The organism is Pararhizobium sp. DWP1-1-3 (assembly GCF_049896125.1).
In the GTDB taxonomy this organism is placed as follows: domain Bacteria; phylum Pseudomonadota; class Alphaproteobacteria; order Rhizobiales; family Rhizobiaceae; genus Pararhizobium.
In genome coordinates, this window is record NZ_JAFCTR010000001.1 from 88,479 (window position 1) to 111,030 (window position 22,552).

Annotated in this window: 21 protein-coding genes; 10 read left to right on the top strand and 11 right to left on the bottom strand. The window is 59.6% G+C overall.

Features of this window, described 5'->3' with window-relative positions; genetic code table 11:
* The first annotated feature begins 93 nt into the window (after positions 1 to 93).
* Together ACP7BS_RS00395 and ACP7BS_RS00400 are read left to right on the top strand one after the other, a co-directional pair.
* On the top strand, positions 94 to 639 hold the full coding sequence (locus ACP7BS_RS00395) for an adenine phosphoribosyltransferase (protein ID WP_060506056.1): 546 nt from the start codon (positions 94 to 96) through the stop codon (positions 637 to 639).
* 18 nt (positions 640 to 657) lie between these two features.
* Positions 658 to 1,776 carry a hypothetical protein gene (locus ACP7BS_RS00400; RefSeq protein ID WP_426235221.1) on the top strand — a complete coding sequence of 373 codons (1,119 nt, stop codon included), beginning with the start codon at positions 658 to 660 and terminating at the stop codon, positions 1,774 to 1,776.
* Between the two features lie 12 nt (positions 1,777 to 1,788).
* Here ACP7BS_RS00400 and ACP7BS_RS00405 read toward each other — a convergent pair whose 3' ends face one another.
* From ACP7BS_RS00405 to ychF, 4 genes are all read right to left on the bottom strand, one after another.
* The gene (locus ACP7BS_RS00405) at positions 1,789 to 2,256 is read right to left on the bottom strand and encodes a MaoC family dehydratase (protein ID WP_426227216.1); all 468 of its coding nucleotides are present in this window, start codon (positions 2,254 to 2,256) and stop codon (positions 1,789 to 1,791) included.
* A complete protein-coding gene (locus ACP7BS_RS00410; protein ID WP_426235223.1) occupies positions 2,253 to 2,723 on the bottom strand; it encodes a MaoC family dehydratase in 471 nt (156 codons plus the stop codon). Before ACP7BS_RS00410 ends, ACP7BS_RS00405 begins: the two co-directional genes overlap by 4 nt.
* 80 nt (positions 2,724 to 2,803) lie before the next feature.
* Positions 2,804 to 4,252 (bottom strand): hypothetical protein, encoded by a 1,449-nt coding sequence (locus tag ACP7BS_RS00415; protein WP_426235225.1) that lies wholly within the window; start codon positions 4,250 to 4,252, stop codon positions 2,804 to 2,806.
* 178 nt (positions 4,253 to 4,430) lie between these two features.
* A complete protein-coding gene (ychF, locus tag ACP7BS_RS00420; protein ID WP_113312836.1) occupies positions 4,431 to 5,534 on the bottom strand; it encodes a redox-regulated ATPase YchF in 1,104 nt (367 codons plus the stop codon).
* A 157-nt stretch (positions 5,535 to 5,691) separates the two neighbouring features.
* Between ychF and ACP7BS_RS00425 the strand changes: the two genes are divergently transcribed.
* The 3 genes from ACP7BS_RS00425 to clpS all read left to right on the top strand — a co-directional run bounded on the left by ACP7BS_RS00425 (position 5,692) and on the right by clpS (position 6,751).
* Positions 5,692 to 5,952, top strand: coding sequence for an AbrB/MazE/SpoVT family DNA-binding domain-containing protein (locus tag ACP7BS_RS00425; RefSeq protein ID WP_426235227.1), 261 nt, complete (start codon positions 5,692 to 5,694; stop codon positions 5,950 to 5,952).
* Positions 5,949 to 6,353, top strand: coding sequence for a type II toxin-antitoxin system VapC family toxin (locus ACP7BS_RS00430; protein ID WP_426227226.1), 405 nt, complete (start codon positions 5,949 to 5,951; stop codon positions 6,351 to 6,353). Before ACP7BS_RS00425 ends, ACP7BS_RS00430 begins: the two co-directional genes overlap by 4 nt.
* An 86-nt stretch (positions 6,354 to 6,439) precedes the next feature.
* Positions 6,440 to 6,751: an ATP-dependent Clp protease adapter ClpS gene (gene clpS, locus ACP7BS_RS00435; protein ID WP_426235229.1), complete on the top strand. Its 312-nt coding sequence runs from the start codon at positions 6,440 to 6,442 to the stop codon at positions 6,749 to 6,751.
* 21 nt (positions 6,752 to 6,772) lie between these two features.
* Here clpS and ACP7BS_RS00440 read toward each other — a convergent pair whose 3' ends face one another.
* From ACP7BS_RS00440 to ACP7BS_RS00460, 5 genes are all read right to left on the bottom strand, one after another.
* Positions 6,773 to 7,234: a GNAT family N-acetyltransferase gene (locus ACP7BS_RS00440; RefSeq protein ID WP_426235231.1), complete on the bottom strand. Its 462-nt coding sequence runs from the start codon at positions 7,232 to 7,234 to the stop codon at positions 6,773 to 6,775.
* Between the two features lie 2 nt (positions 7,235 to 7,236).
* Complete coding sequence (gene pth / locus ACP7BS_RS00445) at positions 7,237 to 7,950, bottom strand: aminoacyl-tRNA hydrolase (RefSeq protein ID WP_426235232.1); 714 nt, start codon at positions 7,948 to 7,950, stop codon at positions 7,237 to 7,239.
* A 161-nt stretch (positions 7,951 to 8,111) separates the two neighbouring features.
* The gene (locus tag ACP7BS_RS00450; protein ID WP_426235234.1) at positions 8,112 to 8,843 is read right to left on the bottom strand and encodes a substrate-binding periplasmic protein; all 732 of its coding nucleotides are present in this window, start codon (positions 8,841 to 8,843) and stop codon (positions 8,112 to 8,114) included.
* A gap of 28 nt (positions 8,844 to 8,871) precedes the next feature.
* Positions 8,872 to 11,253 carry an EAL domain-containing protein gene (locus ACP7BS_RS00455; protein ID WP_426235236.1) on the bottom strand — a complete coding sequence of 794 codons (2,382 nt, stop codon included), beginning with the start codon at positions 11,251 to 11,253 and terminating at the stop codon, positions 8,872 to 8,874.
* Between the two features lie 235 nt (positions 11,254 to 11,488).
* Positions 11,489 to 12,094: a 50S ribosomal protein L25/general stress protein Ctc gene (locus ACP7BS_RS00460; RefSeq protein WP_209855063.1), complete on the bottom strand. Its 606-nt coding sequence runs from the start codon at positions 12,092 to 12,094 to the stop codon at positions 11,489 to 11,491.
* Positions 12,095 to 12,436: 342 nt separating this feature from the next.
* Between ACP7BS_RS00460 and ACP7BS_RS00465 the strand changes: the two genes are divergently transcribed.
* Together ACP7BS_RS00465 and ACP7BS_RS00470 are read left to right on the top strand one after the other, a co-directional pair.
* Positions 12,437 to 14,524 carry a putative bifunctional diguanylate cyclase/phosphodiesterase gene (locus ACP7BS_RS00465; RefSeq protein ID WP_426235238.1) on the top strand — a complete coding sequence of 696 codons (2,088 nt, stop codon included), beginning with the start codon at positions 12,437 to 12,439 and terminating at the stop codon, positions 14,522 to 14,524.
* 424 nt (positions 14,525 to 14,948) lie between these two features.
* Positions 14,949 to 16,913 (top strand): bifunctional diguanylate cyclase/phosphodiesterase, encoded by a 1,965-nt coding sequence (locus ACP7BS_RS00470; RefSeq protein WP_426235240.1) that lies wholly within the window; start codon positions 14,949 to 14,951, stop codon positions 16,911 to 16,913.
* 9 nt (positions 16,914 to 16,922) lie between these two features.
* Here the strand turns inward: ACP7BS_RS00470 and ACP7BS_RS00475 are convergent, their stop codons facing one another.
* Positions 16,923 to 18,107: a benzoate/H(+) symporter BenE family transporter gene (locus ACP7BS_RS00475; RefSeq protein WP_426235242.1), complete on the bottom strand. Its 1,185-nt coding sequence runs from the start codon at positions 18,105 to 18,107 to the stop codon at positions 16,923 to 16,925.
* 198 nt (positions 18,108 to 18,305) lie between these two features.
* Here ACP7BS_RS00475 and ACP7BS_RS00480 point away from each other — a divergent pair, with 198 nt between their 5' ends.
* The 3 genes from ACP7BS_RS00480 (at position 18,306) to ACP7BS_RS00490 (ending at position 21,483) form a co-directional block, all read left to right on the top strand.
* A complete protein-coding gene (locus ACP7BS_RS00480) occupies positions 18,306 to 19,253 on the top strand; it encodes a helix-turn-helix domain-containing protein (RefSeq protein WP_426235244.1) in 948 nt (315 codons plus the stop codon).
* 179 nt (positions 19,254 to 19,432) lie between these two features.
* Complete coding sequence (adh, locus tag ACP7BS_RS00485) at positions 19,433 to 20,941, top strand: aldehyde dehydrogenase (protein WP_113245001.1); 1,509 nt, start codon at positions 19,433 to 19,435, stop codon at positions 20,939 to 20,941.
* Positions 20,942 to 21,096: 155 nt separating this feature from the next.
* Positions 21,097 to 21,483, top strand: coding sequence for a DUF779 domain-containing protein (locus ACP7BS_RS00490; RefSeq protein ID WP_426227247.1), 387 nt, complete (start codon positions 21,097 to 21,099; stop codon positions 21,481 to 21,483).
* Positions 21,484 to 21,510: 27 nt separating this feature from the next.
* Here the strand turns inward: ACP7BS_RS00490 and ACP7BS_RS00495 are convergent, their stop codons facing one another.
* Entirely contained in the window at positions 21,511 to 22,443 is a 933-nt protein-coding gene (locus tag ACP7BS_RS00495; protein ID WP_426227249.1) for a ribose-phosphate pyrophosphokinase, read from the bottom strand.
* Positions 22,444 to 22,552 lie beyond the last annotated feature (109 nt).

Here is a 22,552-nt window from a genome sequence, read left to right on the forward strand (position 1 = left end):
CGCCGATTTCGATCAGAAAGCACTATAGAAAACCCGGGCTTTGATGCTATGCCTTCGTCTCCCTGAGACCTCCGCAAAGGCATGCCCATCATCATGAGCTCTTCTCTTCAGCAGGAACTGATCGCTTCCATCCGCAACATTGCGGATTATCCGAAGCCCGGCATCATGTTCCGCGATATCACCACGCTGCTTGGCAATCCGCGCGCTTTTCGCAGCGCGATCGATGCGTTGATCCAGCCCTTTGCAGGTACCAAGATCGACAAGGTTGCCGGTGTTGAGGCACGCGGCTTCATCATGGGCGGCGCCATGGCGCACCAGATGTCGGCCGGGTTCGTGCCGATCCGCAAGAAGGGCAAGCTGCCGCACGATATCGTCCGCATCGCCTACAGCCTCGAATACGGCGTCGATGAGATGGAAATGCACCGCGACGCTATCAAGCCGGGTGAAAAGGTCGTTTTGGTCGATGACCTGATCGCCACCGGCGGTACCGCCGAAGGCGCGACCAAGCTTCTGCAGCAGATGGGCGCCGATATTGTCGCCGCCTGTTTCATCATCGACCTGCCGGAACTCGGCGGCCGCAAGAAGCTGGAAGCCCTCGGTGTCGAGGTTCGCACGCTGATCGAATTCGACGGCCACTGATACACCAGGAAAACACACATGGTTTCGATACGCGATGCGCTCAGCTCCGCCGCTGACGAGGGGATTATCACGCCCGCACAGGCTGAAAAGCTGGTGCCGTTTCTGCTTGCCACAGACACTGGTGCGAGTGACGAAAAGCGTGCAGCGCCCGAACATGTCCTGCAGGCCGAAGATGCGCTTGAGGCCGAAGAAAGCGAACAGCCGCGTTTCGTTCGCGGCTTTCACGATATCCTGATCACCATCGGCGTCATCGTGGCGCTGGTCGGGCTTTGGGGTATCGGCAGCCTGTTTGCTGTCCTCCCGGCAATCGTCATTCTGGCTGAAATTCTGATCCGGCGGCAACGTCTGGCGCTTCCGGCTGTGGCGCTGACGGTGGCTCTGGCGCACTGGACCGTCATGTTTGCCCTTCTGGTTGTCGAAGTGGCGGCCCCCGAGGGGCTCGACACCTTGACCGACTGGCTTATGGTACTGCCGATCTTCGCCACTGTTATGGCCGTATTCTACTGGCGATACCGAGTGCCGCTGGCACTTGCGGCGACGCTTCTGTCGCTGTTCCTGCTGGCCATGGATATCGTGCTTGTCCTGCTCTCCAAGGTCTTGGGCTCGGCCGAGCTCATCACTGAGCATACAGGCCTCACTGCGAGCATATTCCTGATCAGCGCGCTGGGCATCTTTTCGGCGGCAATGTCCTACGATATTGCCGATCCAACCCGCAAGAGCCGTCAATCCGACGTAGCGTTCTGGCTGCATCTGGCGGCTGCTCCGGCGCTGCTCTATGCCATGCTGTCATTCATCTTCCTGCGCAACGTGTCGGGAGAATGGTGGGGGGATGCGACATCGCCGAGCGATGCCGCAGCCGTGCTGGCGATCGTCATCGCGTTCATGGCTGTCGGCCTGATCATCGACCGGCGCGCCTTCGTCACGTCCGGGCTACTGTCGCTCGGATTGGCTATCTGGACGATCCTGCAGCGCGGCGGTGTGGATTTCAGCGATTATTTTTCGGTCACCGTGCTTGCGGTCGGCGTTGTCGTGCTGATGATCGGTATCTTCTGGCAGGTGCTGCGGCGGGCCATCGTTTCGGTCCTGCCTGCCGGCATTACCTCACGCCTGCATCCGGTCTACCGCGCGAAGGGCTGACGACGGGTTGTCTCAAGGGAACTCGATGACCTTGCTCTCGAACCGGATGACCGGCTGGCCATCCTGATTCTCGCCTTCGCAGAGGATGGTGTTGATCCGCCATCCCGGCCGTGATTCCAGATCCTTTGCCGTGACGAACGTGACGAAGTAGGTGATCGTGTCGCCGGCAAAGACCGGCCGCAGCCAGCGCATGTCGCGAAAACCGGGCGACGGGCCAAGTTTTGGCGCCACGATGCCTTCGGCCGCCAGCCGCTTCATTTCGCCCAACCAGTAAGGGACAAAGCATTTCATCCAGCCGGCACAGGTATGCCAGCCGGATGCACAGAGCCCGCCGAACAGCGACTGTTTGGCTCGTTCCTCGTCAAGATGAAAGGGCTGCGGATCGAACTTTTCGGCGAAATGGATGATGTCCTCAGCCGTGAAGGTCACCGTGCCGATGGTTTCCCGTATTCCCGCGGGATGAAGGTCCGACAGCTTCATGGTTTTTCTCCCGCCGTTTGTTCTCCCGTCGGCTGGCAGCGGATCATGTTGGCATAGTCGCAGATCGCCACCGTCTCGCCGCGCTGGTTGGTGACGATGGCCCGCAGCCGGACGATGCCGATCTCGGGTCTTGAGCGCGAGACCCGCGCATCAACGACGGTGCAGCTGCCGGACAGCGTATCGCCGGCAAGCACCGCCTTCTTCCACTCCATGCTGTCGACGCCGGGAGAACCTTCAGACGCCGTCTCGTGGATATAGCCGTCGCACAGCATGCGCATCATCATCGCGCTGGTATGCCAGCCCGAGGCCGCAAGTCCGCCCAGGATGCTGGCCTTGCCTCCGTCTTCCGATAGGTGCATCGGCTGCGGATCGAATTCCGACGCAAAGGCGATCACCTCCTCGGCCTTGACCTCGATCGGCTTGAAATCGAACCGTTTACCGGCCGGAAAATCTTCAAAATGAAGCATGGTCAAATATTCTCCAACACGCACGTTCTAACATCCGTGCGTGTTCTGGGAAATGGAAACAGCAACGAGGGCGTACCGGGTCAAGGCTGGAAAGGCAGGTCCTGGCCGTTGATCTTCACCTTCTTGTTTTCGTCCACAACGATGTTCCACATATCACGGCCATCCGGCGCCCGCTTGGCGAAGCCCTTGACCATCAACAGCATGAACGCGGCCTGACCGAATTCCGGCACGGTCGCAGCATTGTTCTGCAGGTAGGAGATCGTCTTGTCGAAATGCTTGGCATAAAGGGTGATGTCGGTGTTCTGGCGGCCCTGCTGTTCGGGATAGACGGTGGTCGTGCCCGAGAGGCTGAAATCGTAGACGGCGGAGCGGGCCGAAACCTCGTCATACTTGATCGTCATGGCGCCGCCCGGCAGAAAGATGCGGCCGGCTTCCGCCGATTGTTCGTCGGTCAGCGGCTTGTCGGTGTCGAAATTGGCGCGGTCGATCAGATAGGTGATACCGCTTGCCAGGTTGAGCTTTTCCAGCGAGATGCGGGTGGTCAAGGTTTCTGGCAGCGCCGAGGCAAAGGCATCCGGAACCAGGCCAGGCGGCAGCGAGGGCTTGTCGATGGTGACGCCGAAGCCGACCTTCGCGTCATCCTTCAGGCCGTTGGTATCGATCGTGTAGCGCAGGGTTTCGGCGCCATAGGTGCCGGTCGGGGTAGCGACCTTGAGATTGGCGACCTCGATCGATTCCAAAAGGTTGTCAAACATCGGCAGGTTGGCCCGCACCAGAGCCTTGAGGCGGACCTGCTCGGTCGGCAGCAGCTTTTCCTTCTTCACATTGTCGAGGACGAAGAAAACCAGATCCTGCACCGGGCGATAGGTGAGCCCGTTGAACGCGACATCCGCCGTCATGCTGTCGGCGGAGATATCGACCTTCATTTTTGCGGGATCGATGATCGTTTCGGTAAAGCCCTTCATCGCCATGTTGGAGCGGATGTCGATGGTCTCAGGCGTTGTCCGCGTCGCATTCATCGTCGATTTCATCGACCCGAACCGCGCCTCGACCGACTGCTGCGGCGATGTCGATGTCATGAAAAGGCCGTCTGCCGACATCTCGCCGGATTTGAAATAGAGCAGATCGGGATCGACGATGCCTTCGGTACGCATCGCGTCGACCTTGTAGGTGAAATCGGTCTTTTCGGTTCCGGCGGTGAACTGTCCCTTCACATCGAGATCCGCTGCCTGGGAGAAGTGCCAGAGCCCGTCTTCCATCGGCCGGATCAGCGACAGAAACGGCTTCAGGCCCGAAATGCTGAAGGTCTTTGGATCAACGTCCTTCAGGAGCACGGTTGGATCGAAGGTCAGCTCGTAATCGGCAGTCCCGGGGCGGACCTTGATCAGGCCGGACTTCGCCAAGGTTTCCGGCAGGTAGGCGGTGAATTTCTGCTCGAGTTCCTGAGCGCCCTGATGGCTGATATCTGCGGCCTGCACCGGCTGGGTGACGAGGGCGGTTGAAAGCAGAAGGGCAGGTAGCAGGCGCATGGAAAACTCCTTGAGTGATTGCGAGGCAAACATAGAGCCGCACGCCGGAAGGGCAAGCGCCAATGGCCGCTGCCATCGCCACAGACGGCAACGCCGCTCGCTAGAGTTAACGAACGGCGTTGTCATGTCTTGAAGTGTTTGTCGCAGGCGGAGCCGATTGGCTGGCTTGCCGCTTGGTTTAGGTGTTGAAGCGGAAGTGGATCACGTCGCCGTCCTGGACGACATATTCCTTGCCTTCGTCGCGCGCCTTGCCGGCTTCCTTGGCGCCGCTTTCACCACCGAAGGCGATGTAGTCGTCATAGGCGATGGTGAAGGCGCGGATGAAGCCGCGTTCGAAATCGGTGTGGATGACGCCGGCTGCGGCCGGTGCCTTGGTGCCGCGCGGAATGGTCCAGGCGCGGGTTTCCTTGGGGCCGACGGTGAAATAGGTGATCAGGTCGAGCAGCTTGTAGCCGGCACGGATCAACTGGTCGAGACCGGCTTCGTGCAGGCCGAGCGCCTCCAGGAATTCCTTGGCTTCCTCTTCCGGCAATTGCGCAACTTCGGATTCGATCGCAGCCGAGATGACCACGGTTTCGGCGCCCTGCGCCTTGGCCATTTCTTCAACGGCCTTGGTGTGGGCATTGCCGGACACGGCATCGGCTTCGGCGACGTTGCAGACGTAGAGAACCGGATGGGCGGTCAAGAGATTGAGGCTCTGCAGCACCAGCTTTTCTTCCGCATCCAGCGTCGGCAAAAGCGTGCGTACCGGCTTGCCGTCCTGAAGCAGCTTCAAGGCTGCATCCATGACCGGCAGCAGGGTGACCGATTCCTTGTCCTTGGAGGCGGCGCGCTTGCGCGTCTGCTCGGTGCGGCGCTCCAGGCTTTCCAAATCGGCGAGCATCAGCTCGGTCTCGATCGTTTCGGCATCGCCAACCGGATTGATGCGGCCTTCGACATGGGTGATGTCGTCGTCTTCAAAGCAGCGCAGCACATGCACGGTCGCATCGACTTCGCGGATATTGGCGAGGAACTTGTTGCCGAGGCCTTCACCCTTCGACGCGCCACGCACGAGGCCGGCGATATCGACAAAGGAGATACGGGTCGGGATCAGTTCCTTCGACTTGGCGATATCGGCCAGCTTGCGCATGCGCGGGTCCGGCACGGCCACTTCGCCGGTGTTCGGCTCGATGGTGCAGAACGGATAGTTCGCGGCCTGCGCCTGCGCCGTCTTGGTCAGCGCGTTGAAGAGTGTGGACTTGCCGACATTCGGCAGTCCGACGATACCGCATTTGAAACCCATGGCCTTGAAACCTGTCCAATCGAATTCTGTTGCAGTGCCTTTTGCGGAAACTTGGGCCGAGGTCAAGCCTCAGAGCTGTTAAGGTGACACCTGATGGCATTTCGACTTGCAGGTAAGGCTGTTTTACCTTACTTTCAAGGCTGTGCAGGAGATAAACATGGCGATGCTAAAAGTCACTTCGAAAGGGCAGGTTACGCTTAAAAAGGAAGTTTTGCAGCATCTCGGTGCTCAACCGGGCGATAGCCTCAATGTCGATCTTTTGGCGAACGGCAGGGTGTCCGTTAGCATCGTCAAGCCGGAAAAACAGAGTATCGAAGGGCTGTTCGGGATGGTAAAAAATACGACCGGCAGAGTTCCGACGATCGATCATATCAATGAAGCCATTGCGGCAGGCTGGGCAGGCGAGGTCAAGTATTGAAGCTGATCGCCGACACCAACGTGCTTATTCGCAGCATTGTCGATGACGACAACAGCGAAACTCGTCAGGCGAGAAACGCGCTGACAACTGCGGACTGCATCGTCATTCCATTGGTAACGCTCTGCGAAACGGTGTGGGTTCTGCGCAGTTCCTATCGACTGAGCAGAGAGCAAGTGATCGCTGTCATCGTCCGGCTTCTGGGAGCGGAAAAGATCGTCATCGAACGCATGGCAGCCGAAGCGGGACTCGCCGTCATGAATGCTGGTGGCGATTTTGCCGATGGCGTCATCGCGTTCGAGGGACGCAGGCTTGGTGGCGTGGTTTTCGCGACATTCGACAAACGAGCGGCGGCAATCTTGAAAAAGACCGATCAGGCCGTCCTGTTGCTCGCTGCGGACTGACGACCCGTTGTCCGTCTTGTCTCGGAGCTGGTCACGATGCACAATGTCTCCATCCTCCACTCCCCTGCAAAAAGTGTGGATTTCCGATGGCGGACAACGACACCAGTCTCGAGCCGAAAACGACGACCAAGCCGAAGCTGGAAAGGCCGAAGCTCTACAAGGTCATTCTGATCAACGACGATTATACGCCGCGCGAATTCGTCATCATGGTGCTGAAGGCGGTGTTTCACATGAGCGAGGAGACCGGTTACCGGATGATGCTGACGGCGCACAAGATGGGAGTCTGCGTCATCGTCGTCTGTGCCAAGGATATTGCCGAAAGCAAGGCCAAGGAAGCAACCGATCTCGGCAAGGAAGCGGGCTTTCCGCTGATGTTCACCACCGAGCCGGAAGAATAGGGGAGGCGCTCTTCGGGAGCGTCAAATCCCGGGCGGACGCCGGATCTGGAAGCCGGTCTTGTTCTGCGTGAAGCCGCAGCCCTGATAGAATTTCAGCGTCGATTGTTCCTTGGAACCGGTCAGCAGCATGACCTTGTAGCAGCCCTGTCGCCAGGCGCATTCGAGCGCGTTTTTGATCAAGGCCCTCGCATGGCCGCGCTTGCGGTATTCCGCGTGCGTGACGACATTTTCGATCAACGCATAGGGCGCGCCGCTGCGGGTGAGGTTGGGGATTACCACCAGCGTCACCGACGAGGTTAAGGCTTCGCCCGAGAGACCGATCAGCACCGTCATGCCGGGCTGGGCGGTGATCTCGACGAAGCGCTCAGTTGCGATATCCGGCGCAATCTCCACATCATCCGCGTTGAGCTGGCGGTAGAGCGCAAGCAGCGCCGGAAGGTCGCCCCGCACTGCCGGCCGGATACGGAAATCGTCAGCCTGCACGTCTATTCGTCCTTGTTGCCGAACAGCTTCTTCAGCATGTCGGCCATCGGTCCGGTTGTCGGCAGGATCTTTGGCTGGGCGCTGTTGCGGGCCTGGCGGATATGCGATTTTCCAGCCGGTTTGGCGGGTGCCGGTTCAGGTTCCGGCTTGCCGCCGGTGGCCAGCGTCAGCTTGTTGAGAAACTGCGAATCGTCTGATTTGACCAGCATCTCGGCATTGTCGGCAAGTGCATCGAGCAGTGGCTTCAGCCAGACCTTGTCGGCCTTGGAAAAATCGCCGAGCACGTGGTTGTTCACCTTCTCCTTGGAGCCGGGATGGCCGATTCCGAGGCGCAGGCGGCGGTATTCCCGGCCGCAATGGGCATCGAGCGACTTGATGCCGTTATGGCCGCCATGGCCGCCGCCGGTCTTGATCCGCGCCTTCCCCTCGATCAGATCGAGTTCGTCGTAGATCGCCAGAATGTGCTTCGGCTCCAGCTTGTAGAAGCGCATGGCTTCGCCCACCGCCTCGCCCGACAGGTTCATGAACGTCTGCGGCTTCATCAGGAGCACCCGTTCGCCGCCGATCTCGCCTTCCGAAATCAGCGCCTTGAACTTCTTCGACCACGGCGAGAAGCTGTGGCGCTGCTGGATCGCGTCGACGGCCATGAAACCGATATTGTGGCGGTTTCCGGCATAGTCGGCGCCGGGATTACCAAGACCTGCGAAAATCTGCATGGATGTATCTCTAACAGTCGGACAGACCCGTCTTGCACCGTGTTGGCGGCCGGATGTCAACTGTTTGCGCTACGGCTGCAAAGATTTCCGGTCAGACCCTGGTGCGTGCAGGGGAGACCGACAGGTGCCCTCCAGAGAATGTGAGGCTTGGGTTGGCTGGCCTAGCGGTTCCCGCGCAGTCCGTATTTGGCGAAAATCCGGTCCTGCGTGCCGTCGGCGATGAGTTTTTCGAGCTGTGCCTGCATTTTTTCCACCAGGGCATCGGGCAGGTTGAGGTTGCAGGCGAAACCATAGAGCTTGCCTTCAAGGACGAGCGCGGGTTCAAGCGCCTTTCCCTCGTCGCGCATCGCCTCGAACGTCTTTTCGGAGGTCATCATCAGATCGATGCGCCCTCCGAGCAGCTTCTTGACCGTGGTTTCCATGTCGGCAGCGAGATCGATCTTGGGAAAAGCGTGGTTCTGCAGATAGGTGGCGGAAAAATCCCCACGCTGCGTCCCCACCGTAAAACGCTTGGCTTCTTCGATATTGGCCGGATTGACGCCAGAGCTCGTCTTGCGCACCATGACCATGCGATCGACGAGCAGCGGCTCGACCCATTTGAAGCGTTTGTCCCGCTCATCGTCATGCCCTGTCGTGAAGACGCAGGTCCATGGCTGATTTTCAGCAAGCGACAAGGCCCGCGCCCAGGGGAGGATTTCCAGCGAGTAGGGCGTATCGAGGCCCTTCATCATCAGTTCGGCCTGCTCGACGGCAGCACCGCTGATGACCCCATTTTTGCTGAAGTTGTAGGGAGGATATTCCTCCGTCAGCAATTTCAGTGTTTCGGCATTGGCGGTGTCCGACACAGCCGTACCTGATAGAAGGAGGGCGAGTGCGAACGCAATGTGTCTCATACCCGTTCTCCCGTCATTGTCGTTGTCATCATGCGAGGCTGGTGGCCTTCGCTTCTGATTCCATTTCCAGCATCAGCAGCATGTTTTCGATCGGCATCGGCCGGCTGAACAGATAGCCCTGACCGTAGTCGAGACCGAGCTTGCGCAGCAGCTCCCATTGCTCCTTGGTCTCGATACCTTCGGCAACGACGGTACAGCCCATCTGGTGCGAGATCGTCCGGATGCCCTTGATCAACATCCGGCTCTTGCGGCGGACGTTGGCAGTTCCTGTCGTCAGCGACCGTGTGAAGGACTGATCGACCTTGACGATATCGACCGGGAACCGGTTGAGATAGCTCAGCGAGGAATAGCCGGTGCCGAAATCGTCGAGCGCGATGCGGCAGCCGAATTCGCTGAGCTGCTTCAGCACCGCGTGTACATCGGGATTGTCGAGCATCAGCACGGCTTCGGTGATTTCGATGACGATGCGGGCTGGCGAGATATGGTTTTTGAGCAGCAGTGCCGCCAGCTTGTGCGGCAACGTCTCTTCGAACTGGAGCGGCGAGAAATTGACCGCGAGATAGGTGGTCTCTGTCCCCTCCATACGCGTCAGCCGGGCCAGGTGGCTGATCGCCTTTTCCAGCACCCGCTCGCCGATGCGGGCGATCGTGCCGGTTTCCTCGGCAATGCCGATGATCTTGGCGGGCGGCAGGATGCCCTTTTCCGGATGGTTCAGGCGCATCAGCGCTTCGAAGCCGGCAATGCGGCCATCGCTCAAGCTGACGATCGGCTGCAGATAGGCTTCGAACCAGTCCTCCTTGAGGCCGGCTTCGATGTTCTGTTCCATTTCATGGCGTTCGCGGGCGATGTCGAGCATGCTGGTATCGAACAGCAGCATGCCGTTCTTGCCGTCGCGCTTGCGCGCATACATCGCCATGTCGGATTTCAAAAGCAGTTCCGCCGCGTTTGCCGCGTGGTCGGGATAAAGCGCGATACCGACGCTGGCGCTGACCGAGAGCTCCGCACCTTCGACGAGGATCGGCTGGCGCAGGCTGGCGCAGATGCGGTCGCCGATCTCGCTTGCCAGAGCCTCGACATCCTCGGCGCTGACGAGGATGGCAAATTCGTCGCCGCCGAGCCGTGACATCGTATCTCCGGGGCGAAGGGTGGTGCGGATACGGGCAACGACCTGGCGCAACACTTCGTCGCCGGCGGCATGGCCGAAATTATCGTTGATCCATTTGAAGCGGTCGAGATCGATGAAGATGCAGGCGAGTTGCATCCTGTTCTCGTCTGCCTGATGGATGCCCTCATCGAGGGCTGCTTCGAAACCCTGGCGGTTCAAGAGGCCTGTCAGATGATCGGTGATGGCCTGCGCGTGGTTGCGGCTTTCGGCCTGCTTCAGTTCGGTGACGTCGGTCATGACGGACAGAGAGAGGCCGCCGCGCTCGCCGCTGGTGGCACTTTTCATTTCAAGGATGAGAACGGTCATCGTGTCACCATTCGCCTTGATGAAGGGAACCGTGACCTCGCAGATATTGGCATGGGTGGTGTTGCCGTTGCGGCGGCGCGCCCGGTAGGTTTCGTGCCAGTGTTCATCGACGAAATCGGTAAAGACACGTCCGATGACATCGCTGCGCGCATAGCCAGTGGCCGTCAGCCAGTAGTCGCTGACGGCGGTGAGGCAATTGGCCAGATCAAGGGAGAACAGCATGGAAGGTGTGAGGTTGTAGATGTCGGTCGCCCGGCTATGGGCGAGCTTCAGCTCGGTTTCCTCACGCTCCAGCTTGCTCTGCATCTCGTTGAAATTATGGGCCAACGCTCCCATCTCGTCGTCCGAAGTCCAGTCGACATGGTGGCGCGAACCGAGCCTCCGGGTGGCTTCGATCGCTGCCGTCAACCGCATCAGCGGCCGGATGACGGTCAGGCGGTTGCCGAGGATGGCTGCTGCAAAGACGATGCCGACGGCGACGATCAGGATGAAGAATACGCTTAGCTCATCCCTGCTGAAGCGCGACAGGAGGCCGGGCGTGGAGAGCCATATCTCCAGAGTGCCGACAGATTTTTGGCCGTCCTTCGAATTATAGAGGATTTCCCTGGTGAGAACCTTGTGCGGCAGGCTGGCATCCACTGGGCCGGTGGGAAGAGTGACGGAGATCGATTGGGAACTGTCTTTGACCTGCACCGACATGATCGCCGCATCGCCGATCAGCGATTTTGCAATCTGCTCGATACCGTCCGTATCGAAATCCCAAAGCGGCTTGGCAAGCGCCTGAGCACCTGCCTCCATGAGAACCTGCGTGTTCTGCAGGCTGTCACGCGCAACGCGCTCTGACGACAGGGTCAGAAACAACACGATCAACGGAGCGATAAAGACAAGCATCGCACCACAAACGATCGCAATAAAACGATTTTCAACAGAGTGCATCATCGGATGCACCCGGTCGCTGTACCAATCTTACGTCCCATTAGGATTCTCGTACACTGAAGCCGGAAAAATCCCCCAGCGACAACACATCATGAAAATCTTAAATGTTGCTGAAACCTCTGGACAAAAGCCGGGTTGGTCCACCGTACTGGACCGGTGAGGCGCGCACTACGCAACAAAAAACCCGCCTCACGCGGTGTGAGGCGGGTTCACAATCCAGGCCGTCAGGCCCCGATTTTTACTCGGAAGCTGTTTCTTCTTCTTCCGTCGTGCCGCCGGCAGGCTGCGCGATGGTAGCAATGGTGAAGTCGCGGTCGGCGATAACCGGTGTCGCGTTCTTCGGCAGCTTGATGTTCGAGATGTGGATGCCGTCGCCGATCTTGAGGCCCGACAGGTCGGCCGTCAGGAATTCCGGAATATCGTCGGCCGGAACAACCAGTTCGACTTCGTGACGAACGATGTTCAAAACGCCGCCGATCTTGAGGCCCGGGGACTTTTCTTCGTTGACGAAGTGAACCGGGATTTCAACGGTGACGACGCTATCCTTCGAAACGCGAAGGAAATCGACGTGCATGGTGAAGTCACGGACCGGATCCAGCTGGTAGTCCTTCGGCAGTACGCGGATCTTCTCGCCGCCAACGTCGATCGTGGCGATGGTGGTCATGAAACCACCGGCGTGAATCTTCTGGGTGACTTCCTTCGTGGAGAGGGCGATGGAAATCGGTGTCTGCTTGTCACCATAGATGACTGCAGGAATAAGACCGTTGCGGCGAAGTTCACGGGAGGACCCCTTACCAACCCGTTCGCGCGTTTCGGCCTTGAGCTCGTAGGATGCATGGCTCATGGTCGTACCTTTCTGGTGTGTTTTGGAGAGCTCATCCGCTTATCTATCAAGACTGGATGAACCGAGACGTTTGACCGCCTCATCCGCGTTTGCCTCCAAGGGTGTCTGCGCGGACGCGCGTCCATAGCCGAGAATACCCGTAAATGCAAGCAAAGCCGGTTTTTCGGGAAAAAGCGCCGCTTTGCCTCAAAATCCGCCTGAAAGTAGCGCTGCAACCGCCGTTGCACGCAACGCGCGATATCGTTCAGGGCTTGATAACCGTCAAATTATGGAAAATCCGCCCCGTTAATCTCTCTTAGCTGTTGCATGGCACATTGCGGCCACGTTCAAAACAGGTGTTTTATGATCAAGGTTCTCTCCTGCATCGCAACAGACCATCATTATGGCTTGTTGTCGCTTGCAACTCTCGTCTGTGTTCTCGGGTCCGTCCTGACCATACGGCTCTATGCCCGTGTCAGGCGTACCGTCGGTGTGCAGAAGCTGAACTGGCTGTTTCTGGGCGGCGCGATCGGCGGATCGACGATCTGGACGACGCATTTCATCGCCATGCTGAGTTTCAGGCCCTCGCTGGCACATGCCTATGAGCCGATCCTGACCCTGGCATCGCTGGGCGTGGCGATCGCCGTCACCACATTGGGCTTTGCCGTCACGGCGATGCGCAAGACCGGTCCGACCATCGAGCTTGGTGGTGCGATCGTCGGCGCCGGCATCGCCATCATGCATTACATGGGCATGATGGCCTACCAGATCGCCGGCCGGGTGGAATGGGATTTCACCTATTATGCCGCTTCGATCATTCTGGGCATCGGTTTCGGGGCTCTGGCCACCAGCCGGGTTGCGCGTCCGGTAACACGCTTTTGCAAATACGGCGGTGTCTTAGCGCTGATCCTGGCAATCGTCAGCATGCATTTCACCGGCATGGCCGCGATCACCATCGTTCCCGATCCGATGATCCAGCCGTCTGCGGCTCTTATTCCGGACAATCTGCTGATCATCATGGTCATGGCGATGATGTGCCTGATGCTCGGCCTCGGTGCCTCGACCTATGTCATCGATCTGCATTCCAGCCATCTGGCCGCCGAGCGCTTCCGTCACCTGTCCCTGCACGATCCGCTGACGGCCCTGCCGAACCGGGTTGCCTTCGGCGAGCATCTCGAAGACATTATCCGGCGCCAGAAGGACGATACCGCACGTGTCGCGGTGCTCTCCTTCGACCTCGACCGGTTCAAGGATGTCAACGACGTCCACGGCCATGCGGCCGGTGATGCGGTTTTACGCACAATCTCCGAGCGGATGTCACAGGTCTTGGGTGAGGGGGAATACGTCGCCCGCATCGGCGGCGATGAATTCGTCGCGCTCACGTCGAATTTCTTCATGAAAAGCGAGGCCAAAACCTTTGCTTCGCGGCTGATCGCGGAGATCGGCAGGCCTGTCGAATGGCAAGGGCAGACACTCTTGGTCGGCACCAGCGTGGGCATTTCGCTTTTCCCTGTTGATGCGGGCACGCCTGAAGAGCTTTTGGCGCAGGCGGATCTCGCAATGTACCGCGCCAAGGCGGCCGGTTCCAATTCGATCCGACTCTACGAACCGTCGATGGACGATGCCGCTCGCAGTCGCAGCGTCCTTGCCATGGATATGCGCCAGGGTATCGAGCGCAACGAGTTCGAACTCTATTACCAGTACCAGAACAACTCGGTGACACGGGACGTCATCGGATTTGAAGTTCTGTTGCGCTGGAAGCATCCCGTGCGCGGCATGGTTCCGCCAATGGAATTCATCCCGATCGCCGAGAAGAACGGCTTCATTCACGAACTCGGGGACTGGGTGCTGTTGAGCGCCTGCCGTCAGGCGGCCTCCTGGGAAAATCCCATCAAGATTGCCGTCAATGTTGCCCCGGCCCAGCTGGCCGATACCAATTTTCCCAACCGCGTCAGCGAAATCCTGAAGGAGACGGGCCTCGACGCAGCCCGCCTGGAACTGGAAATCACCGAATCGGGCATCATCGCCGACCAGCAGCACGCGCTGCACATCATCCGTCAGTTGAAGCAGCTCGGCGTCAAGATCGCCATGGACGACTATGGAACCGGCTATTCGTCGCTTTCGACGCTGCAGAATTTTCCGTTCGACAAGATCAAGATCGATCGTGCTTTCATCGATGGGGTGACCAGCAACCGGCAGTCGGCCGCGATCGTCCGCTCGACCATCATCCTCGCCCAGAGCCTGGACATTCCCGTGCTAGCCGAAGGGGTGGAGAACGAGGAACACATGGACTTCCTGCGCAGCGAAGGCTGCCTGCAGGTGCAGGGATATCTGTTCGGACGGCCGATGCCGCTCAGCGAGATCGACCATGTGGTGAACAATACGTCACTGCTGCTTCCAGCCCTTGCGCGGGCGCCCGAAAGGGACGGGGAAAACGCCGTCGCTGCATGATTGACAAAGTGCGGACGCACCAAAATCGGACAATTGCGGCCTGCGCGTTGCACAGGCCGGGTCAAACACCTTAAAACTGCACGTTATACGAGTGCATTTTTCGGTTCAGTGGTGTGAACGGCGCCGCATCTGGGACGATACGCCAAACCGAAGAACACATATTTTCCGAGGTTTACGTCATTGCCGGACATCCAATTCCCGGGGTGCCGTTCCCATGGCAGGTTGCGGCAATGTCATTTAATGATTATTAGTGGTTGCGTGAGACGATGCTTTCGTATCAGTACGAGTGGTGTCAATGCTCAAGGTTCTTTCCTGTATAGCCACCGACCATAGTTACGGACTTCTCGCGCTCGCAACTCTTGTTTGCGTACTGGGTTCGCTTTTAACTGTCCGGCTCTATGTCCGGGTTCAGCGCGGCGGTGGGATGCAGAAGCTGAACTGGCTGTTCATGAGCGGTGTCGTCGGTGGATCGACGATCTGGATGACGCATTTCATTGCCATGCTGAGTTTCGATCCGCCTCTGGCTCATGCCTACGAGCCGACGCTGACGATGGCATCGCTGGCTGCTGCGATCGGCGTCACCATTTTGGGGTTTCTGATCACGGCGGCAGGCAAGCCCGGCTTTCTCATCGAATTCGGCGGCGTCGTCGTCGGGGCAGGGATCGCCATCATGCACTATACAGGCATGGCCGGTTACCAGATCGCCGGCCGGATGGAATGGGATCCAGGCTACTACGCTGCCTCCGTGTTTCTCGGCATCGGCTTCGGCGCCGTTGCGATGAGCCTGATTGCAAGACCCGGTGCGCCGCTGCGTCAATATCTCGGTATTGCCGCCCTGATCCTGGCGATCACGACGATGCATTTTACCGCGATGAGCGCGATCACGATCATCCCGGATTCGCTCATTGTCACCTCCAATGACATGATCCCCGACAGCCTGTTGACGGTCGTGGTTGCAATCATCGGCATGATGCTGGCGCTCGGCGCATCGACCTACGCCATCGACCTTCAATCGACCCGGGGAACGGCGGAGCGGTTCCGCTATCTGTCGCTTCACGATCCGTTGACCGGATTGCCAAACCGCGTCGCTCTCGGAGAACATCTTCAGGAGATGATATCCCGGCAGAAGAATGACGCGCCGGGGATTGCGGTCCTGTCTTTCGACCTCGACCGGTTCAAGGACGTCAACGACGTGCATGGGCATGCGGCCGGCGATGCGGTCTTGCGCGGCGTGGCCGAACGCATGTCGAAGGTGTTGGGCGAGGGGGAGTTCATCGCCCGCATGGGGGGCGACGAGTTTGTTGCCCTGTCCCGCAATCTCGCCGGGGATCATGCCGCGTCCGCCTTCGCGTCGAGGCTGATCGAGGCGATCATCAAGCCCGTCGAATGGCAGGGGAAAAATCTGCTCGTCGGCACCAGCGTGGGTATTTCCCGCTACCCTGCCGACGCGCCCAAGCCGGAGGAGCTTCTGGCCCAGGCGGATCTTGCGATGTACCGTGCCAAGACTGTCGGATCGAACGCCGTTCGGCACTACGAGCCGGCGATGGATGATGCGGCCCGGGATCGCAGCGCACTGGCGATGGACATGCGCCAGGGGATCGAGCGCAATGAATTCGAGCTCTATTACCAGTATCAAAACAACTCGCTGACCCGTGACGTCATCGGTTTCGAGGTTCTGTTGCGCTGGCATCATCCTGTGCGGGGCATGGTGCCACCGGCGGAATTCATTCCGATCGCCGATAGGAACGGCTTCATTCACGAACTGGGCGATTGGGTCCTGCTTACCGCCTGCCAGCAGGCGGCATGCTGGAAGAACCCGCTCAGGATCGCCGTGAATGTCGCTCCGGGCCAGCTCGCCAACGCCAACCTGGCGACGCGGGTGCACGAAATTCTTCTGGAAACCGGCCTTGAGCCATCGCGGCTGGAATTGGAAATCACCGAATCCGGCATCATCGCCGATCATCAAAATGCCCTGCGTATCATCCGGCAGTTGAAGCAACTCGGCGTCAAGATCGCCATGGACGACTATGGCACCGGCTATTCCTCTCTCACGACCTTGCAGAACTTTCCGTTCGACAAGATCAAGATCGACCGTGCCTTCATCGATGGCGTGACGACCAACCGCCAGTCGGCGGCGATCGTCCGCTCGACCATCATCCTTGCCGACAGCCTCGGCATTCCGGTTCTGGCCGAAGGTGTCGAACGCGAAGAGCATATGGATTTCCTGTTGAAGGAAGGCTGTCCGCAGGTGCAGGGTTTTCTGTTCGGCAGGCCGATGCCGTTGAGCGAGATCAGTCATGTGGTGAACAGGACGGGCGGGGAACGATCCTGCGACGAGGCCGCCCAGACAGAACCGGAAACCATCCACATCCGGTCCGCCGTCGCTTGACCGGCTGTCTCAACCTTTCCGCGATCGGGTGAACCGGGCGAGTGCGAGCATCAGCCCGCCCGCCATCAGCCCCCAGAAAGCACCGGAGACCCCTGCGAAACTGACGCCGGATGCGGTAACCAGAAATGTCACGGCTGCTGCTTCCCGGCCGTCGGCTTCCTTGAATGCGGCCATGGCCGATCCGGCAAAGGCGCTGATCAAGGCAAGGCCGGCCACCGCCTGGATCAGGATCGGTGGGGCGAGACTGACAAAGGCCGTCACGGTCGCCGCCAAAAGCCCGAAGACAATATAACCGGCACCGGCAACGATCGCCGACCAGTAACGCCGGGCCGGGTCGCGATGCGCATCCTCGCCGGCGCACATCGCAGCGGTGATCGCCGCCAGATTGACCGCGTGGCCGCCGAACGGGGCACTCAGGATCGAGAATAAGCCGGTTGTTGCAAACAGCGGGCCGGGCTGCGGTTCATAGCCGTTGACCTTCAGGACGGCGATGCCCGGAATGTTCTGCGATGCCATGGTGACGATGAACAGCGGCAGCGCAATGCTGACGAGGCCGGCGACGGTGAAAGCCGGGGTGACCCATTCGATATGCGGAACCAGCGTCGCCGAAAGCCGCGTCATCGCATCGGCCGGCATATCGACCCCAAAGGCCAGCACCAGCACGAATGCCAGAAGCGCGGCGGGCACTGCAAACAGCCGGTTGATACTGCCGACAATCACCCAGGCGATGACGATGGGCAGACCAAGCAGAGGATTGAAGGCGATGGCCTTGACCGGCGCAAAGCACAGTCCGATCAGCACTCCGGCGAGCATCGCATTGGCGAGCGCCGCCGGGATTGCGGCAACTGCCCGCCCCAGCGGTTTCCACAGGCCTGCAAGGACGATCAGCGCGCCGCAGATCAGGAAACCACCGACCGCCGTATTGAAACCGCCGGCGACCGCGCCCGAACTTGCCAGCAGCGCCGCACCGGGTGTCGACCAGGCGATGCTCACCGGCAGCCGTGTTGAAAGGCTGAGCACGATCGCACAAACACCCATCGAAACCGACAGCGCCATCAGGCCGGAAGCCGCTTGCGCCTCGGTTGCGCCAACGCCGGTCAGGCCATGCAGCACGACGGCAAAGGAACTTGCGAAGCCAACAAAGGCAGTGAGCAGGCCCATGAACAGGCTCTGAAGGGAGAAGTCACGAAACATTGTACGGGAACCATGGCTGCGGGCGTGTCTGGACGAGAGATTCGCCTATCATATCGTCATGTTCGGGCAATACCATCTGCTTCGGATGAGCTATAAATAGGGGTGAGACCGTTTTGTCTTTGACCTTTGCTCAACTGGACGTTTTACTGCCATTCTATCGATGGTGAGGTTCGCGTCAGCCCTCAGGGAGGAGAGCCGATGAAACATTCCGATCATGTTCAGGCCGTTGCACACCACATGTCGGCCGCAGCCAGTTCGCCCGTCGCTGCCTCCTGGCGCCGCTGCCTGACCGTCCACGGGCTGTCACCCGAAGATGCCCGCTCGCCCGTACGGCTTTCAGAGCAGGAGTTCCGGGCGGCACGGGAAAAATCCGGGCATCTGATCGAGGAGGCACAAGGCGAACTGGACCGGCTGTTTTCGACGGTTGGCAAGGCGGGATGCTGCCTGCTGTTGACCGACGAGAACGGCATTGCGCTCGAACGCCGCGGCGCGCCGGGCGACGACCATGATTTTCGCGGGCTGGGTCTCTGGTCCGGAACCGTGTGGAGCGAGGCAAGCGTCGGCACCAACGGTATCGGCACGGCGATCGCCGACGAGCGCGCCGTGGTCATCCAGCGCGACCAGCATTTCCTCAGCTGCAACACGGGGCTCTCGTGCGTGACTGCGCCGATCCGCGATCATCTCGGACGGGTCGCCGCCGCCATCGATATTTCCACCTGCCGCGACGATGCCGGCGAAATGGCCATGCTGCTGTTGTCGCAGGCGGTGCGCGATGCCGCCGCCCGCATCGAGGCCAATTTGTTCCACCGCGCCTTCAACGGCGCGCGCATTCTGCTGGTGCCAGCCGACGGCAAGAGCAGTCCTGCGCTCATCGCCATCGACCGCGATGATCTCGTGCTTGGCGCAACCCGCGCCGCCCGGCTCAAGCTCAATCTCGATGACCGGCGCATTGCCAATGGCCTTCCGGCTGCCGACCTATTGAACGAGGCGCCAATGGGGCAGGGCGAGGATCTTGTCGATGCCGAACGTGCCGCTCTTCGCCGCGTGTTGTCGCGCGCCAATGGCAATGTGTCTTTGGCGGCCGATACTTTGGGGATCAGCAGGGCGACGCTGTACCGGAAGATGAAGAAACTCTCGGTCAATTGATGTAGCCTGTTCCGGCATGGCGTCATTTGCCGCGCTGCAGCACGTTTGCTGCATTTCACCTGTCGCACATCTGAAACACTTGGCGTCCTGCGCAAGCAGGGTGCCTCTACGCGTTCTGAACGTTCCGGCGCACCTTTCTCCCCAACAGATGTTGGAGTCTGTTCAGGAGGAGAAATCACATGTTGCATCAAAAGATCGTCGAGAACCCGTTCAAGCAGAAGTACGGCAACTATATCGGTGGCGATTGGCGCGAGCCGGTGAGCGGCCGCTATTTCGACAACACGACACCGGTCACCGGCGGGGTTCTCTGCCAGATCGCCCGTTCCGAGGCGGCCGATATCGAGCTGGCACTGGATGCCGCCCACGCCGCCAAGGAAAAATGGGGCCGCACCTCCTCGACTGAGCGCGCCAATATCCTGATGAAGATCGCCCAGCGGATGGAAGACAATATCGAGCTTCTGGCCAAGGCCGAGACCTGGGATAACGGCAAGCCGCTGCGTGAAACGATGGCCGCCGACATGCCGCTCGCCATCGACCATTTCCGCTATTTCGCATCCTGCGTCCGCGCTCAGGAAGGCACGATCGGCGAGATCGACCACGACACGGTCGCCTATCACTTTCATGAGCCTCTCGGCGTCGTCGCCCAGATCATCCCGTGGAATTTCCCGATCCTGATGGCTGCGTGGAAGCTTGCTCCGGCGCTGGCTGCCGGCAATTGCGTCATCCTGAAACCGGCCGAACAGACACCGGCCTCGATCCTCGTCTGGATCGAACTGGTCGGCGACCTTCTGCCGCCCGGCGTGCTCAACATCGTCAACGGTTTCGGTCTTGAGGCCGGTAAGCCGCTGGCGACCAACCCGCGCATCAACAAGGTCGCCTTCACCGGTGAAACCTCCACCGGCCGGCTGATCATGCAATATGCTAGCCAGAACCTGATCCCGGTGACGCTGGAACTCGGCGGCAAGTCGCCGAACATCTTCTTCGAAGACGTCATGCGCGAGGATGATGACTATCTCGACAAGGCGCTGGAAGGTTTTGCGATGTTTGCGCTCAACCAGGGCGAGGTCTGCACATGCCCAAGCCGCGCGCTGGTGCATGAAAAGATCTACGATCGCTTCATGGAAAAGGCGATCAAGCGCGTTGCTGCGATCAAGCAGGGCAACCCGCTCGACATGTCGACAATGATCGGCGCCCAGGCTTCCAGCGAGCAGCTGGAAAAGATCATGTCCTACATGGATATCGGTAAGCAGGAAGGCGCTGAGGTCCTGATCGGCGGCGAGCGCAACAATCTTGAAGGCGAACTTTCCGGTGGCTTCTACGTCAAGCCGACGGTGTTCAAGGGCCACAACAAGATGCGTGTCTTCCAGGAGGAAATTTTTGGGCCAGTCGTGTCGGTAACGACCTTCAAGACCGATGAGGAAGCCTTGGAAATCGCCAATGACACGCTCTATGGCCTGGGTTCCGGCGTCTGGAGCCGCGATGCCAACCGCTGCTACAATTTCGGCCGTAACATCCAGGCCGGCCGCGTCTGGACCAATTGCTACCACGCCTATCCGGCAGGTGCGGCCTTCGGCGGCTACAAGCAATCCGGCATCGGCCGCGAAACCCACAAGATGATGCTCGATCACTATCAGCAGACCAAGAACATGCTGGTGAGCTACAGCCCGAAAGCGCTGGGTTTCTTTTGAGGTTAACCCTCCCCCTTGTGGGGAAGGTCGGAGCGAAGCGACGGGGAGGGGTTCTTTCTTTTTAAAAAGAAATCCCCTCCCCAACCCTCCCCACAAGGGGGAGGGAGTTTATCCGAGTGCGCCGCAGATCTCATGCGGTCCGGAAGGAAATGACAATGACCGACACCATCCACGGCGAACCGCGTGTGCTGGCCACCGACGCGGCGCTGGCGTTCATCAAGGAAATCCAGCAAGATCATCCCGATGTGCTGTTTCATCAGTCCGGCGGCTGTTGCGATGGTTCGTCGCCGATGTGTTATCCGGCGGACGATTACATCGTCGGCGACAACGACGTGAAGCTTGGCGAGATTGGTGGTGTGCCCGTCTATATCAGCGCCAGCCAGTTCGAGGTCTGGAAACACACGCAGCTGATCATCGACGTCGTGCCGGGCAGGGGCGGGATGTTTTCGCTCGACAACGGTCGCGAACGGCGGTTTCTCACCCGCTCGCGGTTGTTTGCAGGCGGCGAGGCCTGTGCCATTCCGATTGTCAAAAGAGCGTAAAGCGGCTGGTGCCACCGATTGAGTGGATCAATCGAACAGGCTGGAGACCGATTCTTCCTGGCTGGTGCGGTTGATCGCTTCGCCGATCAGGCTGGCGGTCGAGATGACGCGGATATTGTGTGCCGACTGGACTGCCGTGGTCGGCTGGATCGAGTCGGTGATCACCAGTTCCTTCAGCTTCGACGAGGTGACGCGGGCGACAGCACCGCCGGACAGAACGCCGTGGGTGATATAGGCCGTAACGCTGGTGGCGCCGTTCTTCAACAGTGCCTCGGCGGCATTGCAGAGCGTGCCGCCGCTGTCGACGATATCGTCGATCAGCAGACAGTCCTTGCCGGTGACATCACCGATGACGTTCATAACCTCGGATTCGCCGGCGCGCTCGCGGCGCTTGTCGACGATGGCCAACTGGCAGTCGAGGCGCTTGGCAAGAGCACGTGCACGGACCACGCCGCCGACGTCGGGCGAAACGACCATGACGTTTTCGAGATTGTAGTTTTCCTTCACGTCGCGCGACAGGATCGGCACGGCGTAGAGGTTGTCGGTGGGAATATCGAAGAAGCCCTGGATCTGGCCGGCATGCAGGTCGAGCGTCAGGACGCGGTCGGCACCGGCTTCGGTGATCAGGTTGGCGACCAGCTTGGCAGAAATCGGCGTGCGCGGAGCGGATTTGCGGTCCTGGCGGGCATAGCCGAAATAGGGAATGACGGCGGTGATGCGGCGGGCTGACGAGCGGCGCATGGCGTCGGTCATGATCAGCAGTTCCATCAGATGGTCATTGGTCGGAAAGGACGTCGATTGAACGAGGAAGACATCCTCGCCGCGCACGTTTTCCTGAATTTCCACGAAAATTTCCTGGTCTGCAAACCGTCTAACGGTTGCTTTGCCCAGGGGCAGGTTGAGATAATTGCAGATCGCTTCGGCCAGGAGCCGGTTCGAGTTGCCTGCGAAAACCTTCATCGATGGTCCGCCTGTGCTGGCGCGGGTTTTTCGTCCGCGCAAATTCCGTAAGCCAGCCGGGGTCTCGATCGTCCCAAGCTTATGCGCGCTTCTTAACGCCCTTGACTTT

Excerpts from the sequence above, each read along its gene's own strand:
- ychF (WP_113312836.1), bottom strand. The coding sequence starts at position 5,534 with ATGGGTTTCAAATGCGGTATCGTCGGACTGCCGAATGTCGGCAAGTCC.
- ACP7BS_RS00395 (WP_060506056.1), top strand. The coding sequence starts at position 94 with ATGAGCTCTTCTCTTCAGCAGGAACTGATCGCTTCCATCCGCAACATT.
- ACP7BS_RS00475 (WP_426235242.1), bottom strand. The coding sequence starts at position 18,107 with ATGTTTCGTGACTTCTCCCTTCAGAGCCTGTTCATGGGCCTGCTCACT.
- ACP7BS_RS00410 (WP_426235223.1), bottom strand. The coding sequence starts at position 2,723 with ATGCTTCATTTTGAAGATTTTCCGGCCGGTAAACGGTTCGATTTCAAG.
- ACP7BS_RS00455 (WP_426235236.1), bottom strand. The coding sequence starts at position 11,253 with ATGATGCACTCTGTTGAAAATCGTTTTATTGCGATCGTTTGTGGTGCG.
- ACP7BS_RS00490 (WP_426227247.1), top strand. The coding sequence starts at position 21,097 with ATGACCGACACCATCCACGGCGAACCGCGTGTGCTGGCCACCGACGCG.
- clpS (WP_426235229.1), top strand. The coding sequence starts at position 6,440 with ATGGCGGACAACGACACCAGTCTCGAGCCGAAAACGACGACCAAGCCG.
- ACP7BS_RS00465 (WP_426235238.1), top strand. The coding sequence starts at position 12,437 with ATGATCAAGGTTCTCTCCTGCATCGCAACAGACCATCATTATGGCTTG.
- ACP7BS_RS00415 (WP_426235225.1), bottom strand. The coding sequence starts at position 4,252 with ATGCGCCTGCTACCTGCCCTTCTGCTTTCAACCGCCCTCGTCACCCAG.
- ACP7BS_RS00495 (WP_426227249.1), bottom strand. The coding sequence starts at position 22,443 with ATGAAGGTTTTCGCAGGCAACTCGAACCGGCTCCTGGCCGAAGCGATC.
- pth (WP_426235232.1), bottom strand. The coding sequence starts at position 7,950 with ATGCAGATTTTCGCAGGTCTTGGTAATCCCGGCGCCGACTATGCCGGA.
- ACP7BS_RS00480 (WP_426235244.1), top strand. The coding sequence starts at position 18,306 with ATGAAACATTCCGATCATGTTCAGGCCGTTGCACACCACATGTCGGCC.
- ACP7BS_RS00470 (WP_426235240.1), top strand. The coding sequence starts at position 14,949 with ATGCAGAAGCTGAACTGGCTGTTCATGAGCGGTGTCGTCGGTGGATCG.
- ACP7BS_RS00460 (WP_209855063.1), bottom strand. The coding sequence starts at position 12,094 with ATGAGCCATGCATCCTACGAGCTCAAGGCCGAAACGCGCGAACGGGTT.
- ACP7BS_RS00450 (WP_426235234.1), bottom strand. The coding sequence starts at position 8,843 with ATGAGACACATTGCGTTCGCACTCGCCCTCCTTCTATCAGGTACGGCT.
- adh (WP_113245001.1), top strand. The coding sequence starts at position 19,433 with ATGTTGCATCAAAAGATCGTCGAGAACCCGTTCAAGCAGAAGTACGGC.
- ACP7BS_RS00400 (WP_426235221.1), top strand. The coding sequence starts at position 658 with ATGGTTTCGATACGCGATGCGCTCAGCTCCGCCGCTGACGAGGGGATT.
- ACP7BS_RS00405 (WP_426227216.1), bottom strand. The coding sequence starts at position 2,256 with ATGAAGCTGTCGGACCTTCATCCCGCGGGAATACGGGAAACCATCGGC.
- ACP7BS_RS00425 (WP_426235227.1), top strand. The coding sequence starts at position 5,692 with ATGGCGATGCTAAAAGTCACTTCGAAAGGGCAGGTTACGCTTAAAAAG.